This is a genomic window from Pseudomonas fjordensis, from assembly GCF_976987115.1.
In genome coordinates this window covers 3,784,225-3,807,410 of record NZ_OZ336860.1, presented here as the reverse complement: position 1 = coordinate 3,807,410, position 23,186 = coordinate 3,784,225, and the positions used below count along the sequence as shown (strand labels likewise).

The 23,186-nt window shown below is 62.6% G+C and carries 14 protein-coding genes; 5 read left to right on the top strand and 9 right to left on the bottom strand.

Annotated features, from left to right (window positions below):
* The first annotated feature begins 550 nt into the window (after window positions 1–550).
* The gene (locus tag ACWHXD_RS16905) at window positions 551–1,198 is read left to right on the top strand and encodes an isochorismatase family protein (RefSeq protein WP_499084277.1); all 648 of its coding nucleotides are present in this window, start codon (window positions 551–553) and stop codon (window positions 1,196–1,198) included.
* 3 nt (window positions 1,199–1,201) lie between these two features.
* Here the strand turns inward: ACWHXD_RS16905 and ACWHXD_RS16900 are convergent, their stop codons facing one another.
* From ACWHXD_RS16900 to ACWHXD_RS16870, 7 genes are read right to left on the bottom strand one after another with little or no spacing between them, the layout of a single operon-like run.
* Window positions 1,202–2,233 (bottom strand): ABC transporter substrate-binding protein, encoded by a 1,032-nt coding sequence (locus ACWHXD_RS16900; RefSeq protein ID WP_032896768.1) that lies wholly within the window; start codon window positions 2,231–2,233, stop codon window positions 1,202–1,204.
* A gap of 13 nt (window positions 2,234–2,246) precedes the next feature.
* A complete protein-coding gene (locus ACWHXD_RS16895; protein ID WP_138761575.1) occupies window positions 2,247–3,344 on the bottom strand; it encodes an NAD(P)/FAD-dependent oxidoreductase in 1,098 nt (365 codons plus the stop codon).
* Window positions 3,341–4,684: an FAD-dependent oxidoreductase gene (locus ACWHXD_RS16890; protein ID WP_138761574.1), complete on the bottom strand. Its 1,344-nt coding sequence runs from the start codon at window positions 4,682–4,684 to the stop codon at window positions 3,341–3,343. The genes ACWHXD_RS16895 and ACWHXD_RS16890 overlap by 4 nt, the downstream gene beginning before the upstream one ends.
* The gene (locus ACWHXD_RS16885; protein WP_032896773.1) at window positions 4,681–4,971 is read right to left on the bottom strand and encodes a (2Fe-2S)-binding protein; all 291 of its coding nucleotides are present in this window, start codon (window positions 4,969–4,971) and stop codon (window positions 4,681–4,683) included. The genes ACWHXD_RS16890 and ACWHXD_RS16885 overlap by 4 nt, the downstream gene beginning before the upstream one ends.
* Window positions 4,971–5,765 (bottom strand): ABC transporter permease, encoded by a 795-nt coding sequence (locus ACWHXD_RS16880; RefSeq protein WP_003191953.1) that lies wholly within the window; start codon window positions 5,763–5,765, stop codon window positions 4,971–4,973. Before ACWHXD_RS16880 ends, ACWHXD_RS16885 begins: the two co-directional genes overlap by 1 nt.
* 4 nt (window positions 5,766–5,769) lie before the next feature.
* Window positions 5,770–6,615, bottom strand: coding sequence for an ABC transporter permease (locus tag ACWHXD_RS16875; RefSeq protein ID WP_032896776.1), 846 nt, complete (start codon window positions 6,613–6,615; stop codon window positions 5,770–5,772).
* A complete protein-coding gene (locus ACWHXD_RS16870; protein ID WP_138761573.1) occupies window positions 6,612–7,640 on the bottom strand; it encodes an ABC transporter ATP-binding protein in 1,029 nt (342 codons plus the stop codon). The genes ACWHXD_RS16875 and ACWHXD_RS16870 overlap by 4 nt, the downstream gene beginning before the upstream one ends.
* A gap of 241 nt (window positions 7,641–7,881) precedes the next feature.
* Here ACWHXD_RS16870 and ACWHXD_RS16865 point away from each other — a divergent pair, with 241 nt between their 5' ends.
* The 3 genes from ACWHXD_RS16865 (at window position 7,882) to ACWHXD_RS16855 (ending at window position 11,362) form a co-directional block, all read left to right on the top strand.
* Window positions 7,882–8,712 (top strand): IclR family transcriptional regulator, encoded by an 831-nt coding sequence (locus tag ACWHXD_RS16865; protein WP_098951094.1) that lies wholly within the window; start codon window positions 7,882–7,884, stop codon window positions 8,710–8,712.
* 80 nt (window positions 8,713–8,792) lie between these two features.
* Complete coding sequence (locus ACWHXD_RS16860) at window positions 8,793–10,148, top strand: MATE family efflux transporter (RefSeq protein ID WP_138761571.1); 1,356 nt, start codon at window positions 8,793–8,795, stop codon at window positions 10,146–10,148.
* 41 nt (window positions 10,149–10,189) lie between these two features.
* Complete coding sequence (locus ACWHXD_RS16855; protein ID WP_098951097.1) at window positions 10,190–11,362, top strand: MFS transporter; 1,173 nt, start codon at window positions 10,190–10,192, stop codon at window positions 11,360–11,362.
* Here ACWHXD_RS16855 and ACWHXD_RS16850 read toward each other — a convergent pair whose 3' ends face one another.
* Window positions 11,363–11,728: a type II toxin-antitoxin system HicB family antitoxin gene (locus tag ACWHXD_RS16850; RefSeq protein ID WP_014718824.1), complete on the bottom strand. Its 366-nt coding sequence runs from the start codon at window positions 11,726–11,728 to the stop codon at window positions 11,363–11,365.
* The gene (locus tag ACWHXD_RS16845; protein ID WP_116665433.1) at window positions 11,725–11,976 is read right to left on the bottom strand and encodes a type II toxin-antitoxin system HicA family toxin; all 252 of its coding nucleotides are present in this window, start codon (window positions 11,974–11,976) and stop codon (window positions 11,725–11,727) included. Before ACWHXD_RS16845 ends, ACWHXD_RS16850 begins: the two co-directional genes overlap by 4 nt.
* Before the next feature lie 210 nt (window positions 11,977–12,186).
* Here ACWHXD_RS16845 and ACWHXD_RS16840 point away from each other — a divergent pair, with 210 nt between their 5' ends.
* Window positions 12,187–23,184 (top strand): non-ribosomal peptide synthetase, encoded by a 10,998-nt coding sequence (locus tag ACWHXD_RS16840; protein WP_138761570.1) that lies wholly within the window; start codon window positions 12,187–12,189, stop codon window positions 23,182–23,184.
* Window positions 23,185–23,186: the final 2 nt, after the last annotated feature.

Sequence of the window (23,186 nt, the reverse complement as noted above, 5' to 3'; positions counted from 1 at the left end):
AATTGTGGGAGCGGGCTTGCTCGCGAAGGCGTCCTGGCAGTCAACACAGTTGGATTGTGTACATATCCCTTGCTGCGGTAAAGGCCACTTAGGGTTCCGCCCTGACGGCGGCTCACTTTGCAAAAGCGGCAAAGTAAGCAAAACGCCCTTGCCCCACCACTCGGCACCTCGCTTGGGCTCGGTGTGCCCGAACACAGGCTTGAATCCGTGGGCCGCCGCCACGCGCCATCCATGGCGCGGGGCGGCTAACCCGGCGTCCTGCCGGGTTACCCACGAATTCAAGCCTGCGTTCGGCCAGCGTGGTTTAACGGGGCGCCTAAGATCAAAAGCAGATCAAGAGCGACTCGCTTCGCATCGTGGTTACCGTCCACCTTTACAGCGTTGTGTAGATACCTGTGGTCATCGCAGGCAAGCCCACCTTTGAGCTTCAGCGTTATTGAGAATAGGGTGAGTCAGCAACGCGTCGATCCACGCAGTAAACTACCCCATACTTCAACTTCTCTACGCTCGCCCTGAGGCGGTCGTACGTGCAGACCACCAGAGAACGACCATGAGCCTTTCGAAAGCCGCCATCGCTTCATTCGACGTCGACGCCCAGAAGAGCTTCACACCTTTATGCCCCAACGAGTTGCCGGTAGCCGGTGGCGATCACATCGGTGCCGAACTCAACTACATGGCCAGCCTCGCCGGCCACCGCATTGGCAGCAAGGACGCCCACACCCCCCACGCGCCCTGGGTGGTCGCGCAGCACAGCGAGATGCTGCAACCCACCGGCCTGGTCCATGCCGATGTGACTTGGGTCATCCACTGCGTGCCGGGCACTGAGGGGTTCACGCTGCTCGATGAGTTGCCCGCGCCCTATGACTACGACTACTTCATCTGGAAAGGTGTCGAACCCGACCTGCACCCCTACGGCGCCTGTTACCACGACCTGCACGACAAGCTGTCCACTGGCGTCATCGAGTACCTCAAGGCCCACGGCGTGGTTCGTGTGATCGTCGGCGGCTTGGCGCTGGACTACTGCGTCAAGACTACCGCGTTGCAATTGCTCAAGGCCGGCTTGCACGTTGTTCTGCATTTGCCGGCGTGCCGCAGCATCAGCGAGGAGGGCGGTGTACAGGCCGTCGACGAATTGCTCAAGGCCGGTGCACACATCAGCCGCACCCGCGAAGAACTGGCCCTGATTGCGCAGGGCTAAGCCTCAACGCTCAATCGAGCGACTCCACCGCGCGTTCCACTCTGGCCGTGCCTGGTTGACCTGGTCCCAATCAATCGAAATGGCCGTTTGCAGATAACCCTGCATGGCCTCCACCCGCGCCCGGGTTTTGTCGGTGGTGGGGGTAGTCGGGTTCGACGGGATCTGGTCACCTTCTTCCAACGCCGGCGCCTGGGCCTCGGCGGTCAGCAAGAACGCTGCGAGCTTTTGCGCCAGTTCTGGCTGGTCATTACGGGCGATCACGCATTCGGCCACGTTGAGCACCACCGCACCTTCTTTGGGCTGCGCGTACTCCATCGGTATGCCGAGCAGCTTTTGCGTGGCGACCTGGGTCGGGGTCAGGGGGAAGATCGCGGCCTCGTCGGTCTGCACCATCTCGGAGATCTTCGCGGAGCTGGCGATGTATTCCAGCACGTTGGGGCCCACGCTCGTAGGCCAGGCCTTGAAGCCCGGTTCCACATTGGTTTCATCGCCACCCTGGATGCGGTTGAACATCAGGAAGCCATGCAGGCCGAAGGTGGAGGAAGCCAGGGACTGGAACACCACTTTGTCCTTGAAACGCGGGTCGGCCAGGTCCATCCATGAGGTGGGCGCGGCCCAGCCTTTGTCCTTGAACATCTTGGCGTTGTAGCCAAGGCCGGTGACGCCCAGGGTCACGGCCACGGCTTCATCCTTGATGCGGGCCTTGGCCGGGATCTGCTCCAGCGGCGGGCTCGGCGCGAGCTTGTCGCACAGGCCCATGGAGATGGCGCGGTACATGATGCCGTCGTCGAGGAACATCACATGCATCTGCGGGTTGGCCTTGTTGGCCTGAACCTTGGCGAGGATGTCCGAGGAAGTGCCAGGTACGATCACGACCTTGACGTTATTAGCCTTTTCGAAGGCGGGCAGCACCTTGTCGGCGTACACCCGTTCCATGGTGCCGCCGTTCATGCCCAGGTACAGCGTGGGTGCGGCATGGGCCGTGCCGGTGAGCAAGGCGAGGGACAAGCAGGACAACGCGAGACGTGATTGCATGGGGTTTTTCCTCTCAGGCTTGGAAACGACGGATGGAAAACGCTTCGATGGGTTGGCGGCTGCTGCCGTCGCAGACGATCTCTGCCAGGGCTTCACCGACGGCGGGGCCGAGCTGGAACCCGGCGCCGGCAAAGCCGAAACCGTGGAGCAGGCCGGGTTGGGTACTGCTGGGGCCGATCACCGGTTCGTGGTCAGGCAGGTAACCTTCGGTGCCACTCCAGGTGCGAATGGCCTGGGCACCCTGAAGAAAGGGGTAGAGTTCGCCAGCATTGCGCAGAATCTCCAGCACCGCCGCCTGGCCCGGCCTGGCCTGCTGCGGGCCCAGGGCAAAGCCGCGCCCGCCGCCGAGGATGCAATTGCCACGGGCGACTTGCCGCGCATAGATGCCGCCACCCTCGACGCCGGTGCTGACGGTCATCACCCCCGGCAGCGGCTCGGTGACCAGCATCGCCGGGTGCGCCGAGATGATCGGCACCGGCTCGCCCAATTGCGCGGCGACCTTGCCGGCCCAGGCGCCCGCGCAGTTGAGCAGCCACGGCGCATGCAAGTGCAGGCCGTTGGCGCAATCCACCTGGAACAGCCGACTGTCGTGTTCGATGCGGATTACCTCGGCTTGCTCGTACACCGCAGCGCCGTGGCGCTGGGCGGCACGCGCAAAGGCCGGGGCCACCAGGCGCGGGTTGGCATGCCCGTCGTCCGGGCACAATGAGGCGCCCACTGCCACGTCGCCCACCCAGGGGAAACGCCTGCGCAACTCGCTGCGGTCCAGCAGCTGCAAGCCCAGGCCGAAGCCACGGGTCTGCTCGGCGTAGGCTTGCAGTGCGGCAAAGTCCGTGGGGCTGCGTGCCAGCTTCAAATGCCCGGAGCGCACGTATTCACCCTCGATACCAATCAACCCGGGCAGGTCGGCCCACAGTTGATGGGCGCGTTGCGACAGCGGCAGCTGATGCAAGGGCCGCCCCTGGCGCCGTACGCCGCCGTAATTGACGCCGCTTGCATGCGAGCCACAAAAATCCCGTTCTACCAGGGCCACACGCTGGCCTTTCTGGGCGAGCATCAAGGCCGCCGAAGCCCCGACGATGCCGCCCCCCAAGACGATGACGTCGATCATGGCTGCACCTGCACGCCAAACGGCAGTGGCTTGATCGGTGCCTGGCCCCGCAAGCGCCCAACTTGGGGGAGGTCACGCCCGCTACGCTCGGCAACGATTTCCGCCGCCGCCAACCCGCACATTCGCCCCTGGCAGCGGCCCATGCCGACGCGGCAATGGGCTTTGACCCGGTTGATTTCCCAGTGACCTTCATCCACCACGGCGCGCACCTCGCCGACGCTGACCTCTTCGCAGCGGCACAGGATCAGGTCATCGGGCGCCTGCGCGGCCCAGTGCTCGGGGAAGGGGAACGCAGTTTCCAGGCCCTGGCGAAAGCACTGGATACGCGCCAACTGCCGTTCCAGTGTGACGCGGCGGTGCGGGTCGACTGCGACGCCGGTATCTTCCAGCAGCGCCAGCGCAGCACACTCGCCGGCCATTTGCGCAGCATCGGCGCCCATTATTCCGGCGCCGTCGCCCGCCAGGTACACCCCTTCGACACTGCTGCGCCCGGCGCTGTCGCGTTGTGGCAACCAGGCGCGGTTGAGGCTGCTCCAGGCAAACTCACAGCCGAGCAAGTCCGCCAATTGCGTTTCGCTGCGCAGGGCATGGGCGAAGGCCACCGCGTCGCATGGCAGGGTCTGGTCGCCCCAGCGAATGCCACGCACCCGTTGGTCGCCATTGATCTGCTGGAGCATTGCGCCCTGATGCACGGGAATCCCGTGGGCGGTCAGCCAGGCGCGGTAATACATGCCCTTGGCCAGGGTCGCCGGTTGCCTGAGCAGCGCCGGCAAGGCACGGCATTGGGCGCTCAGCGGTGCACTGTCGAGCACCGCCAGCACCTTGGCACCGGCCTTTGCGTATTGGTAAGCAACTAAATAGAGCAACGGCCCGGAGCCGCAAAACACCACACGTTCGCCTATCGCGCAGCCTTGGTACTTCAAGGCGATTTGCGCCGCGCCCAGGCTATAGACGCCGGGTAACGTCCAGCCCGGCACAGGCAGGATGCGGTCGGTGGCGCCGGTAGCGACAATGACCTGCGCGTATTCGAGGCTGTCGGCGCGCCCGTTATTGAGCATGTCCAGACGACCATTCTCGGCATTCCACACCAAGGTGTCCGGCCGGTAGTCGATCAGCGCTGCCAGTTCATCCATGGTGCGGTGCACGGCTTGGGCCTTGCGCGCTTCAAATCCGTAGATCTGCCGGGCAGTGCGTTGGAACCCTGGGGGTTGGCGCCGATAAATCTGCCCGCCACCGCGCGGGCTCTCATCCACCAGGCACGGTGTGATGCCATGGTCGAGCAAGGTGCGCGCCGCACTGATTCCCGCCGGGCCTGCTCCCACTATCACTACCGGCTTCATGACTGGCGCCCCGGATCACGGCTGATCGCCTGGCCTTCTTCCAGTAGGGTCGAGCAGGCGCGTACCCTCCGCCCATCCGCCAGGCGCACCCAACAATCCTGGCACGCGCCCATCAGGCAAAACCCGGCGCGGCGCTCGGCACTGAAATCGCTGCTGCGCAGGTGCTCGGCGCAGGTCAGTATGGCGGTCAGCAGGGTATCGCCGAGCAACCCCGTGGCGGGCTGGTCGTCGAGGGTGAAGGCCAGGGCAGGGCGTTGGGTTTCGCTCAGTCGCTTGAACAAGGCCATCAGTGTTTCCCCACCAGCACGCGGTCCAGGCCGTAGACCCGGTCGAGCACAATCATGGTCGCTGCCGTCAGTGCGATCACCAGCGCCGACACGGCCGCCATCATCGGGTCGATGGACTCGGTGGCGTATACGTACATGCGCACCGGCAGGGTTTGCGTGGCCGGCGAGCTGACGAAAATCGACAGGGTCACTTCATCGAAACTGTTGATGAACGCCAGCAACCACCCACCGGCCACACCGGGCAAAATCATCGGCAGGGTGATCTGCCGGAACAGCGTAAAGCGCCCGGCGCCGAGGGATTCGGCGGCCTGCTCGGCACTGCGATCAATGCCGATGGCCGCCGCCAATACCAGGCGCAATACGTAGGGGGTGATGATCACCACGTGTGCGAGCATCAGCCAGGTAAAGCTGCCGTTCACGCCCATCAGCGCAAACAGGCGCAGCATCGCCACCCCCAGCACCAGGTGCGGAATGATGATGGGCGACAGGAACAGCGCACTGAAGAAATTGCGCCCTGGGAACGAATAGCGGCTGATCGCCAGGGCCGCCGGCACCGCGATCAGGGTCGCCAGGGTGGCGGCAGTGAAGGCCAGGATCAGGCTGTTGTAGAACGCCTGGATAAAGTCGGCGCGTTCGAACACTGCGCGAAACCAGCGCAGGGAGAAGCCCGACGTGGGCAGGCTCAAGGTGTTCTCTGGCGTGAACGCCACCAGGCACACCACCACCAGCGGCGCCATCATGAACAGCACCACCACCGCATGAAAGCCGAGGGCCAAAGGACCGTTTCTGGACATGCGCTTAAACCCCCAGGGACTTTTTGTAGCGGCCTTCGACCATGCGATTCCAGCTCAGCATGATCAGCAGATTGACCAACAGCAGCGCCACCGCGAGGGTCGCGCCCATGGGCCAGTTGAGTTCCGAGAGGTACTGGTCGTACACCACGGTGGCGACCATCTTCAGGCGTCGCCCGCCCAGCAGACCGGGGATCGCAAAGGAGCTGGCGGCCAGGCCGAACACGATCAATGTGCCGGACAGCACACCGGGCATCACTTGGGGCAATACGATCTTGCGCATCACCGTGGCCTGGCTGGCGCCCAGGGACAACGCTGCCTGTTCGGCCGACGGGTCAAGTTTTTGCAGCGAGGTCCACACCGGGATAATCATGAACGGCAGCATCACATGCACCAACGCGATGATCACCGCGAACGGCGTATACAGCAGCTTCATCGGACTGCCGCCGAGGGCCTGGATCATTTGGTTAATCAGTCCGTCGGCACCCAGCAACAGGCTCCAGCCAAACGCACGCACCACTACCGAAATCAGCAGCGGCGTGAGGATCACGATCAGGAAGATCGAGCGCCACGGCGTGCCCATGCGGCTGAGAATGTAGGCCTCCGGCACGCCGATCACCACGCACAGCAGTGTCACCAGGGCGCTGATCCAGAAGGTGCGCCAGAAAATCTCGTAGAAGTAGGCGTCGCTCAACAGCGCCCAGTAATGGGCCAAGGTCCACTCATCGGCCTTTACGCCCACTTGGTAGTCGAACACATTGAACGACAGCACCAGGGTCAGGCCCAGCGGCATGATCAAAAGCCCGGCAAACAGCACCAGTGCAGGCAGCGAGAGCAGGTAGCCGCGACTCATGGGTGCACCTCATCGGCCGCCAGTACGCGCAGCAAATCGGCCTGCCATTGCAGGCCCACCACCGCGCCGTTAGCCAAGGGCGCGCTGCCGTCGTTACTGCGCACAACGGTGATTTCGCCCAGGGCGGTGTGCACGCGGTACAGCCATTGGCTGCCGAAAAAGTAGCGGTCCAGCACTGTACCTTGCATGCGCCCGGCGCCCGCGTCCACCAGTTGGATTTTTTCCGGGCGCAGGCTCAGGGTCAGTTCGCCTGCGCCGCCGTCGTGGCGCACTTGGGGGATGCCGAGCGCATCGTAGTCGCCGGCCAGCAGATTGGCCTTGCCGACGAAGTCCGAGATAAAGCGCGTGCGCGGGTGTTCATAGAGCTTGTAGGGCGCGTCGATCTGGGTCACGCGCCCGGCCTGCATCACCACCACGCGGTCGCTGATGGACAGGGCTTCGGCCTGGTCATGAGTCACCATCAAGGTGGTGATGCCCACCGCGCACTGGATACGCCGGATTTCAAACTGCATCTCTTCACGCAGGTTGGCGTCGAGGTTGGACAGCGGCTCATCGAGCAACAACACCGGCGGTTCGATCACCAGCGCACGGGCCAGGGCCACCCGCTGGCGCTGGCCGCCGGACAGCTCGCGGGGGTAGCGCTCGGCATGTTGAGCCAGGCGTACCAGCTCCAGCACGCTGTTGACGCGGGTGGCGATGTCGGCCGCTGGCACCTTGCGCATCTTCAGGCCGAAGGCGACGTTGTCGCGCACGCTCATATGCGGGAACAGCGCGTAGCTCTGGAATACCACGCCCAGGCCACGGCTGGCGGGCTTGGCGTGGGTGATGTCGCGACCGTCGAGCAGGATCTGGCCACCGCTGACGTCGACGAAACCGGCGATCATTTGCAGGGTGGTGGTCTTGCCACAGCCTGAAGGGCCGAGCAGGGAAACGAACTCGCCTTGTTCCACCGCCAGATCAGTGGCGACCACCGCATCGACGGCGCCATAGCGTTTGCTCAAGGCCTTGAGTTGGAGAAATGCCATGTTTGCGTTCCACCTTTATTCAGTCGCGTCAAAAACGCGCTTTCTTGTTTTGGGCAGATGCGAAAAGTGGTGCCGGTGCGTTGGCGCTCGATCTCAAGTCGGCTGCCGGTTGTTGTTCATTTCGCCCCTGTGGACGCAGATTAGGACGAAGACTAGGATGGGCGGAAGATAGAATTTCACTCAGTGGACTACTATTTTAAGATTTATTCATTGAGCAGAATTATTAACGAGATTAGGTGTTATGGATTCCACTGAGCGGAATAACGACGGTAAGGATATCGGTGCGGGCAGCGTGTCCCGGTTGTTTGCCGTGCTGCGAGCGCTGGGGGAGGTACCGGAGGGTGGCGAGCGGGTTACCCAGCTCGCCCAACAGGTGGGCTTGTCCCAACCCACCACCCATCGCCTGCTGCGTAGCCTGATGGACGAAGGCATGGTCGAGCAGGATGCCCGCAGCAAACGCTATCGCCTGAGCCTGGAGTTCTTCGCGTTGGCGGCCAACGCAGGCAAGACCGGCAACCTGCGTGACCTGGTGCGCCCCAGCCTGTTGCGCCTGAGCGCTTCGCTGGGGGACTCGCTGTTCCTGCTGGCGCGCTCAGGCTTTGACGCCATTTGCCTGGACCGCAGCGAGGGTCCTTACCCGATCCGTACCTTCACCGGTGATATCGGCGGGCGCGTGGCCCTGGGCGTGGGGCAGGGCAGCCTGGCGATCCTGGCGTTTCTGCCGGAGGAAGAGCGCGAGACGGTGATCCGCTACAACCTGCCACGGCTCAAGGACTTCCACCTGTATGACGAAGTGCTGCTGCGCTCCGAAGTGGAGAACGTGCGCCACCTCGGTTACGCGGCACGCAACACTGGTGTGCTGGAAGGCATGGCGGGGCTGGCGGTGCCGATCCTCAACCGCGACGGGTATGCGGTCGCGGCGTTGAGCGTGGCGACCATCAGCGACCGCCTGGGGCCGAGCCGCCTGCCGATGGTGGTGGAGTTGCTCAAGCGCGAGGCGGCGGCCATCGGGCCGCGCCTCAATCCGTTTGATCCGACGTTGCGCAGGCCTTCGCAGACCTTTGGGGGTTAACCCGAGCCTTCACAACAGCATATTGGATCCAGTTACGGTATAACCCTGAGACGCTTTCGTCATTCGAGGCCCCGTTTTTCATGCAAAACCCTTTGCAACGTCCGCTGTGGCAAATCTACCTGTTGTTCCTGGCACCGATGGTGCTGTCCAATTTCCTGCAAAGCTTTTCCGGTACCCTCAACGGCATTTACGTTGGGCAAATGCTGGGCACCCAGGCGTTGGCTGCGGTGTCGGGGATGTTTCCCATCGTGTTTTTCTTTATCGCGCTGGTGATCGGCCTGGGGGCGGGCGCCTCGGTACTGATCGGCCAGGCATGGGGCGCCCAGGAGACCGGGATGGTCAAGGCGATCACCGGTGCCACCCTGACCCTGGGCGCATTGGTGGGCATGGTGGCCGCCGTGCTGGGCAGCCTGTTTGCGCGCCCGGCGTTGCAAGCGTTGGGCACCCCGGTGGACGTGCTCGACGATGCGGTGGGCTACGCCCAGATGATGATGTTGATCATGCCGTTGCTGCTGGTGTTCATCCTCTATACCCAACTGCTGCGCGGGGTTAGCGACACGATTTCGCCGCTCCTGGCATTGATGGTCTCCACCCTGGTGGGCTTGCTGCTGACACCTGCGCTGATTCGCGGCTGGATCGGCGTGCCGCCCATGGGCATCCAGAGTGCGGTGTATGCCGGGCTGGTGGGTAACGCCTTGGCGATGCTGTTTTTGGTCCTGCGCCTGCGCCACAAAAACCACGTGATGGCGCCAGACCGCGAGCTGCTTGCCGCCTTGCGCCTGGACCGCGTCATCCTCGGCAAAGTCCTGCGCATCGGCCTGCCGACGGGCTTGCAGATGGTGGTGTTGTCGCTGTCGGAGCTGGTCATCCTGGCCTTGGTCAACGGCCACGGTTCCCAGGCCACGGCGGCCTATGGCGCGGTGACGCAGATCGTCAACTATGTGCAGTTCCCAGCGCTGTCGATTGCCATCACCGCCTCGATCCTCGGTGCCCAGGCGATTGGCGCCGGGCGCCTGGAGCGCATCGGGCCGATCCTGCGCACTGGGCTGGTGATCAACCTGTGCCTCACCGGTGGCTTGATCGTGCTCGGCTACGGGTTGTCCCACTGGTTGCTGGGCCTGTTCATCACCGACGACAGCGCACGGGTGCGGGCCGAACACCTGCTGCACATCATGCTCTGGAGCATTCTGGTATTCGGCTTCCAGGCGGTGATCGGCGGCATCATGCGCGCCAGCGGCGTGGTGCTGATGCCGGTAGCGATCTCGATCTTCTGTGTACTCTGCGTGGAACTGCCAATGGCCTATCTGTTCAACGCCCACTTCGGGTTGGAAGGGGTGTGGATGGCATTTCCGGTGACCTACCTGGCGATGCTGGTGTTGCAGATCGCCTATTACCGCTTGGTGTGGCGGCATAAGCAGATCAAGCGGTTGGTGTGATAAAAAGCTGCGCAACTTGAAGCAAAGAAGGCATTAACGTCATGGCGAACCCCTACGCCGAACTATTCCAGGCCCCCGGTGCCCGGGCCTTCGTGCTCGCCGGCATGCTGGCGCGTATGCCGATATCCATGACCGGCATCGGCCTGATCACCATGTTGTCCCAGGTGCATGGCGGCTATGGCCTGGCCGGTTCGGTGGCGGCGGTGTTTGCTTTGGCCACGGCGATTTGCGCGCCGCAAGTGTCGCGTTGGGTGGACCGCTACAGCCAGGGCAGGGTGCTGCCGATTGCCGCGCTGATTGGCGGCGGCGCGCTCTTGATGTTGCTGTTGTGTACGCGGTTGCAGGCGCCGAATTGGACGCTGTTTCTGTTCGCCGCGCTGGCGGGCTGCATGCCCAATATGTCGGCCATGGTGCGGGCGCGCTGGACCGAGTTGTACCGTGGCCAGCCCAGGCTACAAACCGCGTTTGCCCTGGAGTCGGTACTCGATGAGGTGTGCTTCATCATCGGCCCACCCATTTCGGTGGGGTTGAGCGTGGCGGTGTTTCCAGAAGCCGGGCCCTTGGTAGCGGCGCTGTTGCTCGCGGTGGGCGTCACCACCTTTGTGCTGCAACGGCAAACCGAGCCTCCGGTACACGCGCATCAGGGGGCGCACGGTCGCTGGCTGATTGCTTCGCCGTCGGTATTGATCCTGATGATTCTGCTGCTGGCCATGGGCGTGATCGTCGGCGTGGTGGATGTGGTCAGCGTGGCCTTCGCCCAGTATCAGGGCCAGCCGGCGGCGGCGAGTATCGTGCTGTCGGTGTATGCCATTGGTTCGTGCCTGGCCGGGTTGGCCTTCGGTGCCCTCAAACTCAAGGCATCGTTGCCACGCCAGTTCCTGTACTGCGGCGTAGCCACGGCGTTGACCACCTTGCCCTTGCTGCTGGTGAGCAATATTCCCGGCTTGGCCGCTGCGATCTTTATCTCCGGGCTGTTCTTCGCGCCCACCTTGATTGTGTCGATGGCCATGGTGGAGCAGATCGTCCCGGCCAGCCGCCTGACCGAAGGCATGACCTGGCTGATTACCGGCCTGAGCATCGGCGTGGCCATTGGCGCCGCCAGTTCGGGGTGGATGATCGACCACTTTGGCGCCACCAGCGGGTTCTGGGTGGCGCTGGCGGCGGGGGCGGTGGTAGCGGGCTCGGCGGTGTTGGGTTACCGGCGGTTGGGCTAGTCAGCCAATCGTTGGGCATGGCTCTGGGTAATGATGCTGCAGAAACTCGTTCAGCGCCTGACGCGTGAGATCATTCAATGTCACTTTCTTACGGTTTGCCGCCAGGGCAGCGGCCAAATGCAAGTCATGCCCGACGCGTACGTTGAATGAACCTTTGCACGGTTTCTCCGGCGTGTGCCCCAGGCTCTGGCAGGTAGCGAGATAATCATCCACCGCGCCACGGAAGGCTGCGTCCAGTTCAGCCACAGTTTTGCCTTCATAGCTCACCAATGCCTTGATGAACAGGATTTTACCAAACAGGCAGTTGTCCTCGAGGCTGGCTTCGATGGAGCCGATGTAGCCTTTGTGTTTCAGTTGGTTGTTCACTGAATCAGTTCTCCTGATTTCAATTGTTCGATGATCTGGCGCCGAATGTAGTGTTTCAGTTCGTTGCCGGGGTGAGGCTTGTGCAGGGTGATCATTGCACTGGGGTCGCCAATGTCGAACTTGACCCGGCTTCCGGCCCCTTCAATCTGTGTGTATCCCAATCGGCGTAATAACGTGACGAGCTCAGACCAGGTAAATGCCATGTGCTCATTGAGCAGTTTGGCGAGCAGCTTTTCATTTTTGGACACGGCGTTCCCTGCGTGTAACTAAATGTAGTTGCAAAAAGTGGTATTCGTCAATCCTAGCTCAGGTTCGCGTTGCTTCCCGGGGATTGATGTAACCCCTGATGACAGCTCCCTCGGCGCCACCCATCCCCTCGCTAATTTTTCCCCGCCCGGTTCGTTTTATAGGGACGACGTGCCTTTGTGCTTCCCGCCTATTGCCCCGGATTCCAAGAAATGAATGCTGAAGACTCCTTGAAACTTGCTCGCCGGTTTATCGGGCTGCCCCTGGAAAAACGCCAACTGTTCCTGCAAGCCTTGCAGAAAGAAGGCGTGGATTTTTCAAGGTTTCCGATTCCGGCAGGGGTGGAGGTGGAGGACCGCCAGGCGCTGTCCTACGCACAGCAGCGCATGTGGTTTCTATGGCAATTGGACCCGGCCAGCGGCGCCTACAATTTGCCCGGCGCGGTGCGTTTAAGTGGCGTGTTGAGCCTGCCAGCGCTGGAGCAAGCGTTCGCCAGCCTGGTGGCGCGGCACGAAACCCTGCGCACAGTGTTCCAGCGTCAGGCCGATGAGCGGCTGGCGCAGGTGGCGGTGGAGCCGTCGGTGACCGTCGAGCACCTGGACTTCACCGCCTTGGCCGTCGACGCGCGGGAGCAGGCCGTCAACGCCGCCGCCACCCGTCAATCGCTGTTGCCGTTCGACCTGGAACATGGGCCACTGCTGCGCTTGCAACTGCTCAAGCTTGCCGAGCAGGAACACGTGCTGCTGCTGACCCTGCACCACATCGTCTCCGACGGTTGGTCGATGAACGTGCTGATCGACGAATTCATCCGTTGCTATGACGCCCATGAACGCAACGAAACGCCCCAACTGCCAGCGCTGCCCATCCAGTACAGCGACTACGCCCTGTGGCAGCGCCGCTGGCTGGAAGCGGGCGAGCAGGCGCGTCAGTTGGAGTACTGGCAGGCTCGCCTGGGTGATGTGCATCCGGTATTGGAACTGCCCACTGATCACCCACGCCCGGCCATGCCCAGCTACCAGGGCACACGGCATAACTTCGCGATTGAGCCGGCGCTGGCCGTGCAACTGCGCAGTTGCGCGCAAAAACACAACGTCACCCTGTTCATGCTGTTGCTCGGCGCCTTCAATGTGCTGCTGCACCGCTATACCGGCCAGGGCGATATCCGCGTCGGTGTGCCGATTGCCAATCGCAATCGAACCGAAGTCGAGGGGCTGATCGGTTTCTTCGTCAACACCCAGGTGTTGCGCACCGAACTGACCGGGCAAACGCGGGTTGCCGAGTTGCTGCAAGGTATCAAGGAGCATGCCCTGGGCGCCCAGGCCCATCAGGAGTTGCCCTTTGAACGTCTGGTTGAAGCGCTGAAAATCGAGCGCAGCCTGAGCCACACGCCGCTGTTTCAGGTGATGTATAACCATCAGCCGGTAGTCGCCGACATCGCCTCGGTCAGTACCGCATCGGGGCTGGAATTGGCCCTGGTGGAATGGCAAGGCCGCACCACCCAGTTCGACCTGACCCTGGACACCTACGAAAAGTCCGGCACCCTGCATGCCGCGCTGACCTACGCCAATGACTTGTTCGATACGCCCACCATCGAGCGCATGGCCCGGCATTGGACCCGCCTGCTGCAGGCCATGGTGCTCGATGGCGAACAGCGCATCGGCGAATTGCCCATGCTTGATGCGGATGAACAGCAACGGCTGGTTCACACCTGGAACCAGACCGACGAGACGTACCCGACCGAGCGCGGCATTCATCACCTGATCGAAGACCAGGCACAGCGCAGCCCCGATGCACCGGCGCTGGTGTTCGGTACCACCACCTTGACCTACGCCCAACTGGATGCGCGCGCCAACCAGTTGGCCCATGCCTTGGGCGAGCAGGGCGTAGGGCCGGACGTGCTGGTGGGCATCTGCATCGAGCGCTCCATCGAGATGGTGGTTGGCCTGCTGGCGATTCTCAAGGCCGGTGGCGCCTACGTGCCCCTCGACCCTGAGTACCCCCAGGAACGCCTGGCCTACATGATCGAAGACAGCGGCATACAACTGCTGCTCAGCCAGCAGAGCCTGCTGGCGTCGCTGCCCGTCGCCGGTATCCAGGTGATTGCCCTGGACCAGCCGGCGCTATGGCTCGACGGCTACAGCAGCGAATTGCCGAATGTGGCCTTGCATGCCCTTAACCTGGCCTACGTGATCTACACCTCGGGCTCCACCGGCAAGCCCAAAGGCACCGGCAACAGCCATCGCGCCTTGGTCAACCGCTTGAGCTGGATGCAGCAGGCGTATGGCCTGGGTGCCAATGACGCGGTCTTGCAGAAAACCCCGTTCAGCTTCGACGTGTCGGTGTGGGAGTTCTTCTGGCCGCTGATGACCGGCGCACGCCTGGTGGTCGCGGCGCCTGGGGAGCACCGTGAACCGGCGCGCCTGATTGACACCATTGGCCGGCACGCCATCACCACCTTGCACTTTGTACCCTCGATGCTGCAGGCGTTTATCCATGAACCGGGCGTACAGGCGTGCGCAAGCCTCACGCGTATCGTCTGCAGCGGCGAAGCCTTGCCCCTGGATGCGCAACAGCAAGTGTTCGCCAAGTTGCCGACTGCGGCGCTGTACAACCTCTATGGCCCGACCGAGGCGGCCATCGACGTCACGCACTGGACCTGCATCGACGAAGGCGCCGACAGCGTGCCCATCGGCCGCCCGATCGCCAACCTCGGCACCTACGTGCTGGACGCGCAACTCAACCCGGTGCCGGCTGGCGTCAGCGGCGAACTCTACCTGGGCGGCGTTGGTCTGGCGCGCAGTTACCACCGACGCCCGGCGTTGACCGCCGAACGTTTTGTGTCTAGCCCGTTCGTGACGGGCGAACGCCTGTATCGCACCGGTGACCGCGTGCGCCAACGTGCCGATGGGGTGATCGAATACCTTGGCCGTCTCGATCATCAGGTCAAGTTGCGTGGCTTGCGTATCGAGCTGGGCGAAATCGAAGCACGCCTGATGCAGCATCCACACGTGCGCGAAGCCGTGGTGCTGGTACATGGCGGCAAGCAGTTGGTCGCCTATCTGGTGCACGCAGGCGAGGCGCCAACGGACCTCAAGGCCTGGTTGCTTAGCAGCTTGCCGGAATACATGGTGCCGACGCATTTCATTGCGCTGCCCAAGCTGCCGGTGACCGCCAACGGCAAGCTCGACCGCAAGGCGTTGCCAGTGCCGGACGCGGCATTGCAACAGGCGTTTGTGGCGCCACAAGGCGACCTGCAAACAGCCCTGGCCGCCATCTGGAGCGATGTGCTGGGCGTTGAGCAGGTCGGCCAGGACGATAACTTCTTCGAGCTGGGCGGCGATTCGATCATCTCCATCCAAGTAGTCAGCCGCGCCCGTCAGGCCGGTATTCGCCTGAGTCCGCGTGACCTGTTCCAGTACCAGAGCATCCGCAGCCTGGCGCTGGCGGCCAGCTTCGAGCAGGTCAGCCTGATCGACCAGGGCCCGGTCAGCGGCGCGGTCATGCTGACGCCCGTGCAGCACAGCTTTTTCGACCAGCCGATCCCGGCGCGGCATCACTGGAATCAATCCTTGTTGCTGGTACCCGGCGAGATGCTTGAGCCGGCACGCCTGGAAGCAGCGCTGGCGCGATTGATGCAGCATCACGACGCCTTGCGCCTGCGTTTTGTGCAGCAGGCTGACGGCTGGCAGCAGAGCCATGCTGCCTACGTCAGCGAACCGCTGTTGTGGCAATGCCAGGCCAGCACCGACGCCGAGTTGGCGGCGCTGTGTGATGAAGCCCAGCGCAGTCTTGACCTTGCCCAAGGCCCACTGTTGCGCCCCGTGTTGGTGAGCATGGCCGATGGCAGCCAACGTGTGCTGCTGGTGATCCATCATCTGGTGGTGGATGGCGTGTCCTGGCGCATTCTGCTTGAAGACCTGCAACAGGCCTACCGCGAACAGGCACTGCCGGCGAAAACCAGTGCCTACCAGCACTGGGCGCAACAGTTGCACAGCCACGCGCAGACCCTCGATGAGCAACTGCCGTACTGGCAAGCTCAGTCCATCGACGCGGAACTGCCGTGTGATCACCCCGAAGGCGGCCTGCAAAACCGCCTGGGCGCCAAGCTGGAAACGCGCCTCGATGCCGAGCAAACCCGCCGCTTGCTGCAAGACGCACCAGCGGCCTATCGCACCCAGGTCAATGACCTGTTGCTGACCGCCCTGGCACGGGTGATCAGCCGTTGGAGCGAGCAACCGGCTGCGCTAATCCAGCTGGAAGGTCACGGCCGTGAAGACCTGTTCGACGATATCGACCTGAGCCGCACCGTCGGCTGGTTCACCAGCTTGTACCCGGTGCGCCTGCAGGCCGAAGGCGAACTGTCGGCGGCGATCAAGTCGGTGAAGGAGCAACTGCGCGCCGTACCGAACAAAGGCATTGGCTACGGCCTGTTACGTTACCTCGGCACGCCTGACACCCGCGAAGCGTTGTCGACCCTGGCCGCGCCGCGCATCACGTTCAACTACCTGGGCCAGTTCGACCGCCAGTTCAACGAATCGGCACTGTTCGTGCCGGCCAGCCAGGGCAGTGGCCAGGCCCAGGATCCAGAGGCACCGCTGGCCAACTGGTTGACGGTGGAAGGACAGGTCTATGGCGGTGAGCTGTCGCTGCAATGGGGGTTCAGTCGAGAGATGTTCGAGGCGGCGACTGTTCAGCGGCTGGCGGATGATTATCGGCAAGAGCTGCTGGCATTGATTGCGCATTGCATCGACCCGCAACAAGGCGCTCTCACTCCGGCCGATGTAGCCTTGGCCCGACTGACCCAACAGCAATTGGACGAGCTGGCGCTGCCGGCACGCCAGGTGCAAGACCTGTATCCGCTCTCGCCGATGCAGCAGGGCATGTTGTTCCATAGCCTCTATCGGCAGGGCGAGGGTGATATCTACGTCGGTCAACTGCGCGCCGATGTGCAGGGTATCGATGTGGCGCAGTTCCAGAGCGCCTGGGCGCAGGTACTGGCGCGGCATGACATGTTGCGCACTGCATTTGTGTGGCAGGACGACCAGGGGCAGGCCCTGCAAGTGGTGTATCGTCAGGTCAGCCTGCCGTTTACCGAATACGACTGGCGCGGGCGTGAAGACCTTGGCGCAGCATTGGATAGCCTGGCCACCGAACATCACCGCCAAGGCTTCGAACTGGCCCGGCCGCCATTATTGCGGGTGGCACTGGTTCGTAGCGCCGAAGATCGTTGGCACCTGATTTACACAAGCCACCACATCTTGATGGACGGCTGGAGTAACGCGCTGGTGCTCAACGAGGTACTGCAAGCCTGCAAGGGCCAGACCTTGCCGCCGGTTGGCGCGGCGTTTTCCCAGCACATTGCCTGGTTGCAGCAACAGGACCCGATGGCGGGGGAGAGGTTCTGGCGTCAACGCTTGGAGCAGCTGGACGAACCGACGCACCTTGCGCGCAGCGTGACCAGGACCGCAGTGCAGAGTGCCGGTGAATATGGGGAAGTTCACTGCGAACTGGATGAGGAACAGACCCGACGCATGGTCGCCTTCGCCCGAACTCATCAAGTAACGCTCAACACGCTCGTGCAATCAGCGTGGTTATTGTTGCTGCAACGCTATACCGGCCAGGCCAGCGTGGCCTGCGGGGTGACGGTATCGGGGCGGCCGGCGCAGTCGGTGGGCGTCGAGCAGCAGGTCGGCCTGTTCATCAACACCTTGCCGCTGATCGCGGCGGCCAATCCGGCGCAGAGTGTCATCGACTGGGTGAGCACGATACAGGCGCTTAACCTGCAAATGCGCGAGCATGAGCACACACCGCTGTTTGATATCCAGCGCTGGGCGGGTTCGGCCGGTGAAGCGCTGTTCGATACCTTGGTTGTGTTCGAAAACTTTCCGGTGGCCAAGAGTCTGCAGCAGTCGCACGAGGGCGGGCTACGCTTCAGCGGCGTCAGCCATCAGGAACGTACCAACTACCCACTGACTCTTACCGTACATGGCGGCCAGCGCTTGAACCTGCACGTGGAGTACCTGTGCGCGGATTTTGCCACCGATGCGGTGCAACACATCGCGGCGTACCTGCAAGGTCTGTTGCAGCAGTTTGTCGACTCCCCTCAGCAAGCCCTCGGCGCTATCCCTTTGCTGCTTGCCCATGAACATCTGCGTGTGGTCCATGACTGGAATCCGCGTCACGTCGCTCAACCGGCACAGGCCAGCGTGTTACAGCGCTTCGAGCAACAGGCGCAGCTTTATCCGGATAACGTCGCGCTGATCCTTGATCAGCGACGCATGACGTACGCCCAGCTCAACATGCGCAGCAATCGCCTCGCTCATCGGCTGATCGATTTGGGCGTCGCAGCCGACAGCTTAGTGGGTGTCGCGGTGGACCGTTCCCTGGAAATGATTATAGGCCTGCTGGCGGTGCTCAAGGCCGGCGGCGCCTATGTGCCACTGGATCCGAAATACCCGGCCGATCGCCTGCAATGCATGATCGAGGACAGCGGCCTGAAACTGCTGCTGACCCAGCAGCCACTGGTCGAAGGATTACCGATCACCGACAACCTGGCCCTGGTGTGCTTGGAAGATGCGCCCGGCTGGCTTGCTGACTACAGCGCGCAAAATCCATCGCCGCGTGCCCAGCCCGGCAACCTGGCCTATGTGATGTTCACCTCAGGCTCTACCGGCCGGCCCAAAGGTGTGGGTATCGACCATGCTTCCCTGGCACGGCATGTGGAAGTGTTCAGTGAGTTGTTTGCACTGGCGCCTCATGATCGTGTGCTGCAATTTGGCACCTTCAATTTCGACGGTTTCGTCGAGCAGTTGTACCCGGCCTTGTGCTGTGGTGCAGCTGTAGTGGTACGTGGCGGCGAGCTATGGGACAGCGACACCTTCTACCAGCAGCTGCTTGACCACGACATTTCCGTGGTCGACCTGACCACCGCCTACTGGTTGCAACTGGTGCGCGATTTTGCCGAGCGGGGCCCGCGCGATTACGGGCGCTTGCGCCAATTGCACATTGGTGGCGAAGCGATGCCACCGGAAGGGCTGAATGCTTGGCGCGAAGCAGGCTTGCAGCCTGTGCGGCTGCTCAACACTTATGGTCCGACTGAGGCGACGGTGACCGTCACCGCGCTTGATTGCGCAACCTACGTGGAAGGGCGTGAAGCCTTGCCGTCGATGATGCCTATCGGGCGGGTGCTTGATGGGCGCGCCATCTACCTGCTGGACGCCAACCTCAATCCGGTGCCGGTGGGGGTCGCGGGCGAACTGGTGATCGGTGGGCCGTTGCTCGCGCGCGGCTATTTCAATCGCCCCGGCCTGACGGCGCACCGTTTCATCCCCGATCCATTCTGCACCGGTGGGGCGGGGCGCCTGTACCGCACCGGCGACCTGGCACGCTACCGCGCCGATGGCATGATCGAGTACGTGGGGCGCATCGACCACCAGGTGAAAGTGCGTGGTTTCCGTATTGAATTAGGCGAAATTGAAGCGCGACTACTGGCCCAGGCCAGTGTGCGCGAAGCCTTGGTGATCGCCGCTGATAACCAGTTGGTGGGCTACATTGTGGCGAAACAGACGCTGTCCGAACCAGCGTGGGGCGCCTTGCGTGAACAGCTAAAGACTCGCCTTCGCAAGGAATTGCCGGAATACATGGTGCCCGCGCATCTGGTATTGCTCGATCGGTTGCCCCTGAGCCCCAACGGCAAACTGGACCGCGCTGCACTGCCCAAGCACGATGTCAGCCAGCCACTGGCCCACTGGATTGCACCGGTGAGTGTCGTGGAAAAGCAAGTCGCTGCGATCTGGGCGCAGGTACTGGGTTGCGAGCGGGTTGGTCTCAGTGATCACTTCTTCGAAATGGGCGGACACTCGCTGTTGGCGACGCAGGTTGTGTCCCGCGTGCGCCATGGCTTGGGTATCGAGGTGGCGCTCAAGACGTTGTTCGAGCAGCCGTTGCTGGCGGATTTCGTTACTGCCCTGGGCCACGAGAGTGACTCGGCACCCAAGATGACGGCGGTATCGCGTGACCAGCCCTTGCTGTTGTCCTATGCCCAGGAGCGTCAATGGTTCCTGTGGCAACTGGACCCGGCAAGCGCCGCCTATCATGTGCCGAGCACTCTGCGCCTCACCGGGCACTTGGACAAGGCCGCCTTGCAGCGCGCCTTCGATACGCTGGTGATGCGTCATGAAAGCCTGCGTACTCATCTGCATCAGACCGCCGAGGGCACGGTACAAGTCATCAGCCCGCAGGCACGCATTCCGATAGCCTCAATGGACGCCGATCAGGCAGGGTTGAAGGCGATGGTCGAAGCGTTGATCACCCAGCCATTCGATCTACGCCAGGGCCCGCTGATGCGCATCAGCCTGTTGCGTTTGGCTCCAGAGGAACACGTGTTGGTGTTGGTGCAGCATCACGTCATCTCTGACGGCTGGTCGATGCAAATAATGGTCGACGAACTGGTGCAACTCTACGCCGCGTTCAGCCAAGGTCAGGCGTTGGACCTGCCGCCGCTGCCTTTCCAATATGCCGACTACGCGATGTGGCAACGCAACTGGATGGAGGCTGGGGAAAAGGCTCGTCAACTCGATTACTGGCGCGATCTGCTCGGCGGTGAGCAGCCAGTATTGGAGTTGCCGTTTGATCACCAGCGTCCAGCCGTGCCGACCCATCGCGGCGCACGTTTGAATATCGCGCTGCCGACGCCGTTGGTCGATAGCCTCAAGCACCTGGCCCGGTGCGAAGGCGTCACGCTGTTCATGCTGTTGCTGGCGTCCTATCAAGTCTTGCTGCATCGCTACAGCGGCCAGCAGGACATCCGTGTCGGCGTGCCGATCGCCAATCGCAACCGTGTCGAGACCGAACGCCTGCTTGGCTTTTTCGTCAACACCCAAGTACTCAAGGCGGATATCGACGGGCATGCCACCGTTCGCCAAGTGCTCGCACAGGTCAAGCAGCGCGCGTTGGAGGCCCAGGCCCATCAGGATCTGCCGTTCGAGCAACTGGTGCAGGCCCTGCAACCTGAACGCAGCCTCAGCCTGAGCCCATTGTTCCAGGTGGCGTTCAACCACCATATCAGCCTGTCCGGCCGCCATTTGCAGCGCTTGGCGCAGTTGCACATGAGCCCGGTGAGCTGGGATGAAGCGCTAGCGCAATTCGACCTGACCCTGGATATTGAGGAGTCCGAGGACCAGTTGAATGCTTCCCTGAGCTACGCCACAGACTTGTTTGATGCCGCCACCATCGAACGCATGGCACTGCACTGGCAAAACCTGTTGCAGGCAATGATTGCTGATCAGCAGCAGACAATTGGCCAGTTGAACTTGCTCGGTGCTGACGAGCAACAGCACATTCTGCAGCTTTGCAATCGTACCGACTCAGGCTTTTCGGCCCAGCGCCTGGTGCACGAGCTGGTGGCCGACCGTGCCCGTGAGAATCCGGCAGCAATCGCCGTGAAATTCGACGCGCAAACCCTGACTTATGGCGAGCTGGATCGCCAGGCCAACCGCCTGGCCCATGCCCTGGTTGCCCGTGGCGTCGGCCCGGAAGTGCGGGTGGCCATCGCGATGCCGCGCAGTGCCGAGAGCATGGTGGCGTTCCTGGCGGTGATGAAAGCCGGTGGCGTGTATGTGCCGCTGGATATCGAATACCCACGTGATCGCCTGCTGTACATGATGCAAGACAGTCGTGCGCAATTGCTGCTGACCCACAGCCGTGCGTTGCAGCAACTGCCGGTCCCTGAGGGCCTGGATACCCTGGCGATTGATCGCACCGAAGAATGGGCCGGTTACAGCGATACAGCGCCGAATGTGGCGCTGGACGGCGACAACCTCGCCTACGTGATCTACACCTCCGGTTCCACCGGCTTGCCCAAGGGCGTGGCGGTGTCCCACGGGCCGTTGGTGGCGCATATCATCGCCACTGGCGAGCGTTATGAAACCTTACCAAGCGATTGCGAACTGCACTTCATGTCGTTCGCCTTCGACGGCTCCCACGAAGGCTGGATGCACCCGCTGATCAACGGCGCCAGCGTGTTGATCCGTGATGACAGCCTATGGCTGCCGGAATACACCTACGAGCAGATGCATCGCCACAACGTGACCATGGCGGTGTTCCCGCCGGTGTACCTGCAACAGTTGGCTGAACATGCCGAGCGCGACGGCAACCCACCGCCGGTGCGGGTGTATTGCTTCGGTGGTGATGCCGTTGCTCAAGCCAGCTATGACCTGGCGTGGCGCGCGCTGAAACCCAAATACCTGTTCAACGGCTACGGGCCTACCGAAACCGTGGTTACGCCGCTGCTGTGGAAGGCCCGTAAAGGCGACCCCTGCGGCGCCGTCTACGCGCCCATCGGCACCTTGTTGGGCAACCGCAGTGGCTACGTGCTGGATGCGCAACTGAACCTGCAACCCATCGGCGTGGCCGGCGAGCTGTACCTGGGCGGCGAGGGCGTGGCCCGGGGTTACCTGGAGCGTCCGGCACTGACTGCCGAGCGTTTCGTACCGGACCCGTTCGGCAAGCCGGGCAGTCGCGTGTATCGCAGCGGCGACCTGACGCGTGGGCGTGCGGATGGCGTGGTGGATTACCTGGGGCGTGTGGACCACCAAGTGAAGGTCCGGGGCTTCCGTATCGAACTGGGGGAAATCGAGGCGCGTTTGCGTGAACAGGACAATGTCGGTGAAACCGTGGTGGTGGCTCAGGACGGCCCGACCGGTAAGCAATTGGTGGCTTATGTTGTACCGGTAGAGTCGGTGGGTGACGAAGCCGTATGGCGCGACGCCCTGCGCCGCGCTCTGAAAACACGCCTGCCGGATTACATGGTGCCAGCGTACTTCGTGTTCCTGGCGCAGATGCCACTCACGCCCAACGGCAAGCTCGACCGCCGTAGCCTGCCCGAGCCGGACGCAAGCCAACTGCAACAACACTACGTGGCGCCGCAAACCGAGCTTGAACAGCAGATTGCCGCGATCTGGGCCGACATCCTGCACCTGCCGCAAGTGGGCCTGAACGACAACTTCTTCGAAATCGGCGGCCACTCTTTGTTGGCTATCCAGATCACGTCCCGCGTCCAGGCCGAGCTGGGCTTGGAAGTGCCGCTGGTGGAAGTGTTCCAGACCGATTCCTTGCGCGCCTATGTCCAGGCTGCTGCCACTTTCCGCGCCGGCACCGCGGAAGACTTTGATGATCTTCGTGACTTTTTGAGCGAACTAGAGGCGATTTGAAC

Bases quoted from the DNA above. Each gene is read 5' to 3' on its own strand.
- ACWHXD_RS16870 (WP_138761573.1), bottom strand. From the start codon at position 7,640: ATGGCATTTCTCCAACTCAAGGCCTTGAGCAAACGCTATGGCGCCGTC.
- ACWHXD_RS16875 (WP_032896776.1), bottom strand. From the start codon at position 6,615: ATGAGTCGCGGCTACCTGCTCTCGCTGCCTGCACTGGTGCTGTTTGCC.
- ACWHXD_RS16895 (WP_138761575.1), bottom strand. From the start codon at position 3,344: ATGATCGACGTCATCGTCTTGGGGGGCGGCATCGTCGGGGCTTCGGCG.
- ACWHXD_RS16885 (WP_032896773.1), bottom strand. From the start codon at position 4,971: ATGGCCTTGTTCAAGCGACTGAGCGAAACCCAACGCCCTGCCCTGGCC.
- ACWHXD_RS16855 (WP_098951097.1), top strand. From the start codon at position 10,190: ATGGCGAACCCCTACGCCGAACTATTCCAGGCCCCCGGTGCCCGGGCC.
- ACWHXD_RS16840 (WP_138761570.1), top strand. From the start codon at position 12,187: ATGAATGCTGAAGACTCCTTGAAACTTGCTCGCCGGTTTATCGGGCTG.
- ACWHXD_RS16900 (WP_032896768.1), bottom strand. From the start codon at position 2,233: ATGCAATCACGTCTCGCGTTGTCCTGCTTGTCCCTCGCCTTGCTCACC.
- ACWHXD_RS16860 (WP_138761571.1), top strand. From the start codon at position 8,793: ATGCAAAACCCTTTGCAACGTCCGCTGTGGCAAATCTACCTGTTGTTC.
- ACWHXD_RS16880 (WP_003191953.1), bottom strand. From the start codon at position 5,765: ATGTCCAGAAACGGTCCTTTGGCCCTCGGCTTTCATGCGGTGGTGGTG.
- ACWHXD_RS16905 (WP_499084277.1), top strand. From the start codon at position 551: ATGAGCCTTTCGAAAGCCGCCATCGCTTCATTCGACGTCGACGCCCAG.
- ACWHXD_RS16890 (WP_138761574.1), bottom strand. From the start codon at position 4,684: ATGAAGCCGGTAGTGATAGTGGGAGCAGGCCCGGCGGGAATCAGTGCG.
- ACWHXD_RS16865 (WP_098951094.1), top strand. From the start codon at position 7,882: ATGGATTCCACTGAGCGGAATAACGACGGTAAGGATATCGGTGCGGGC.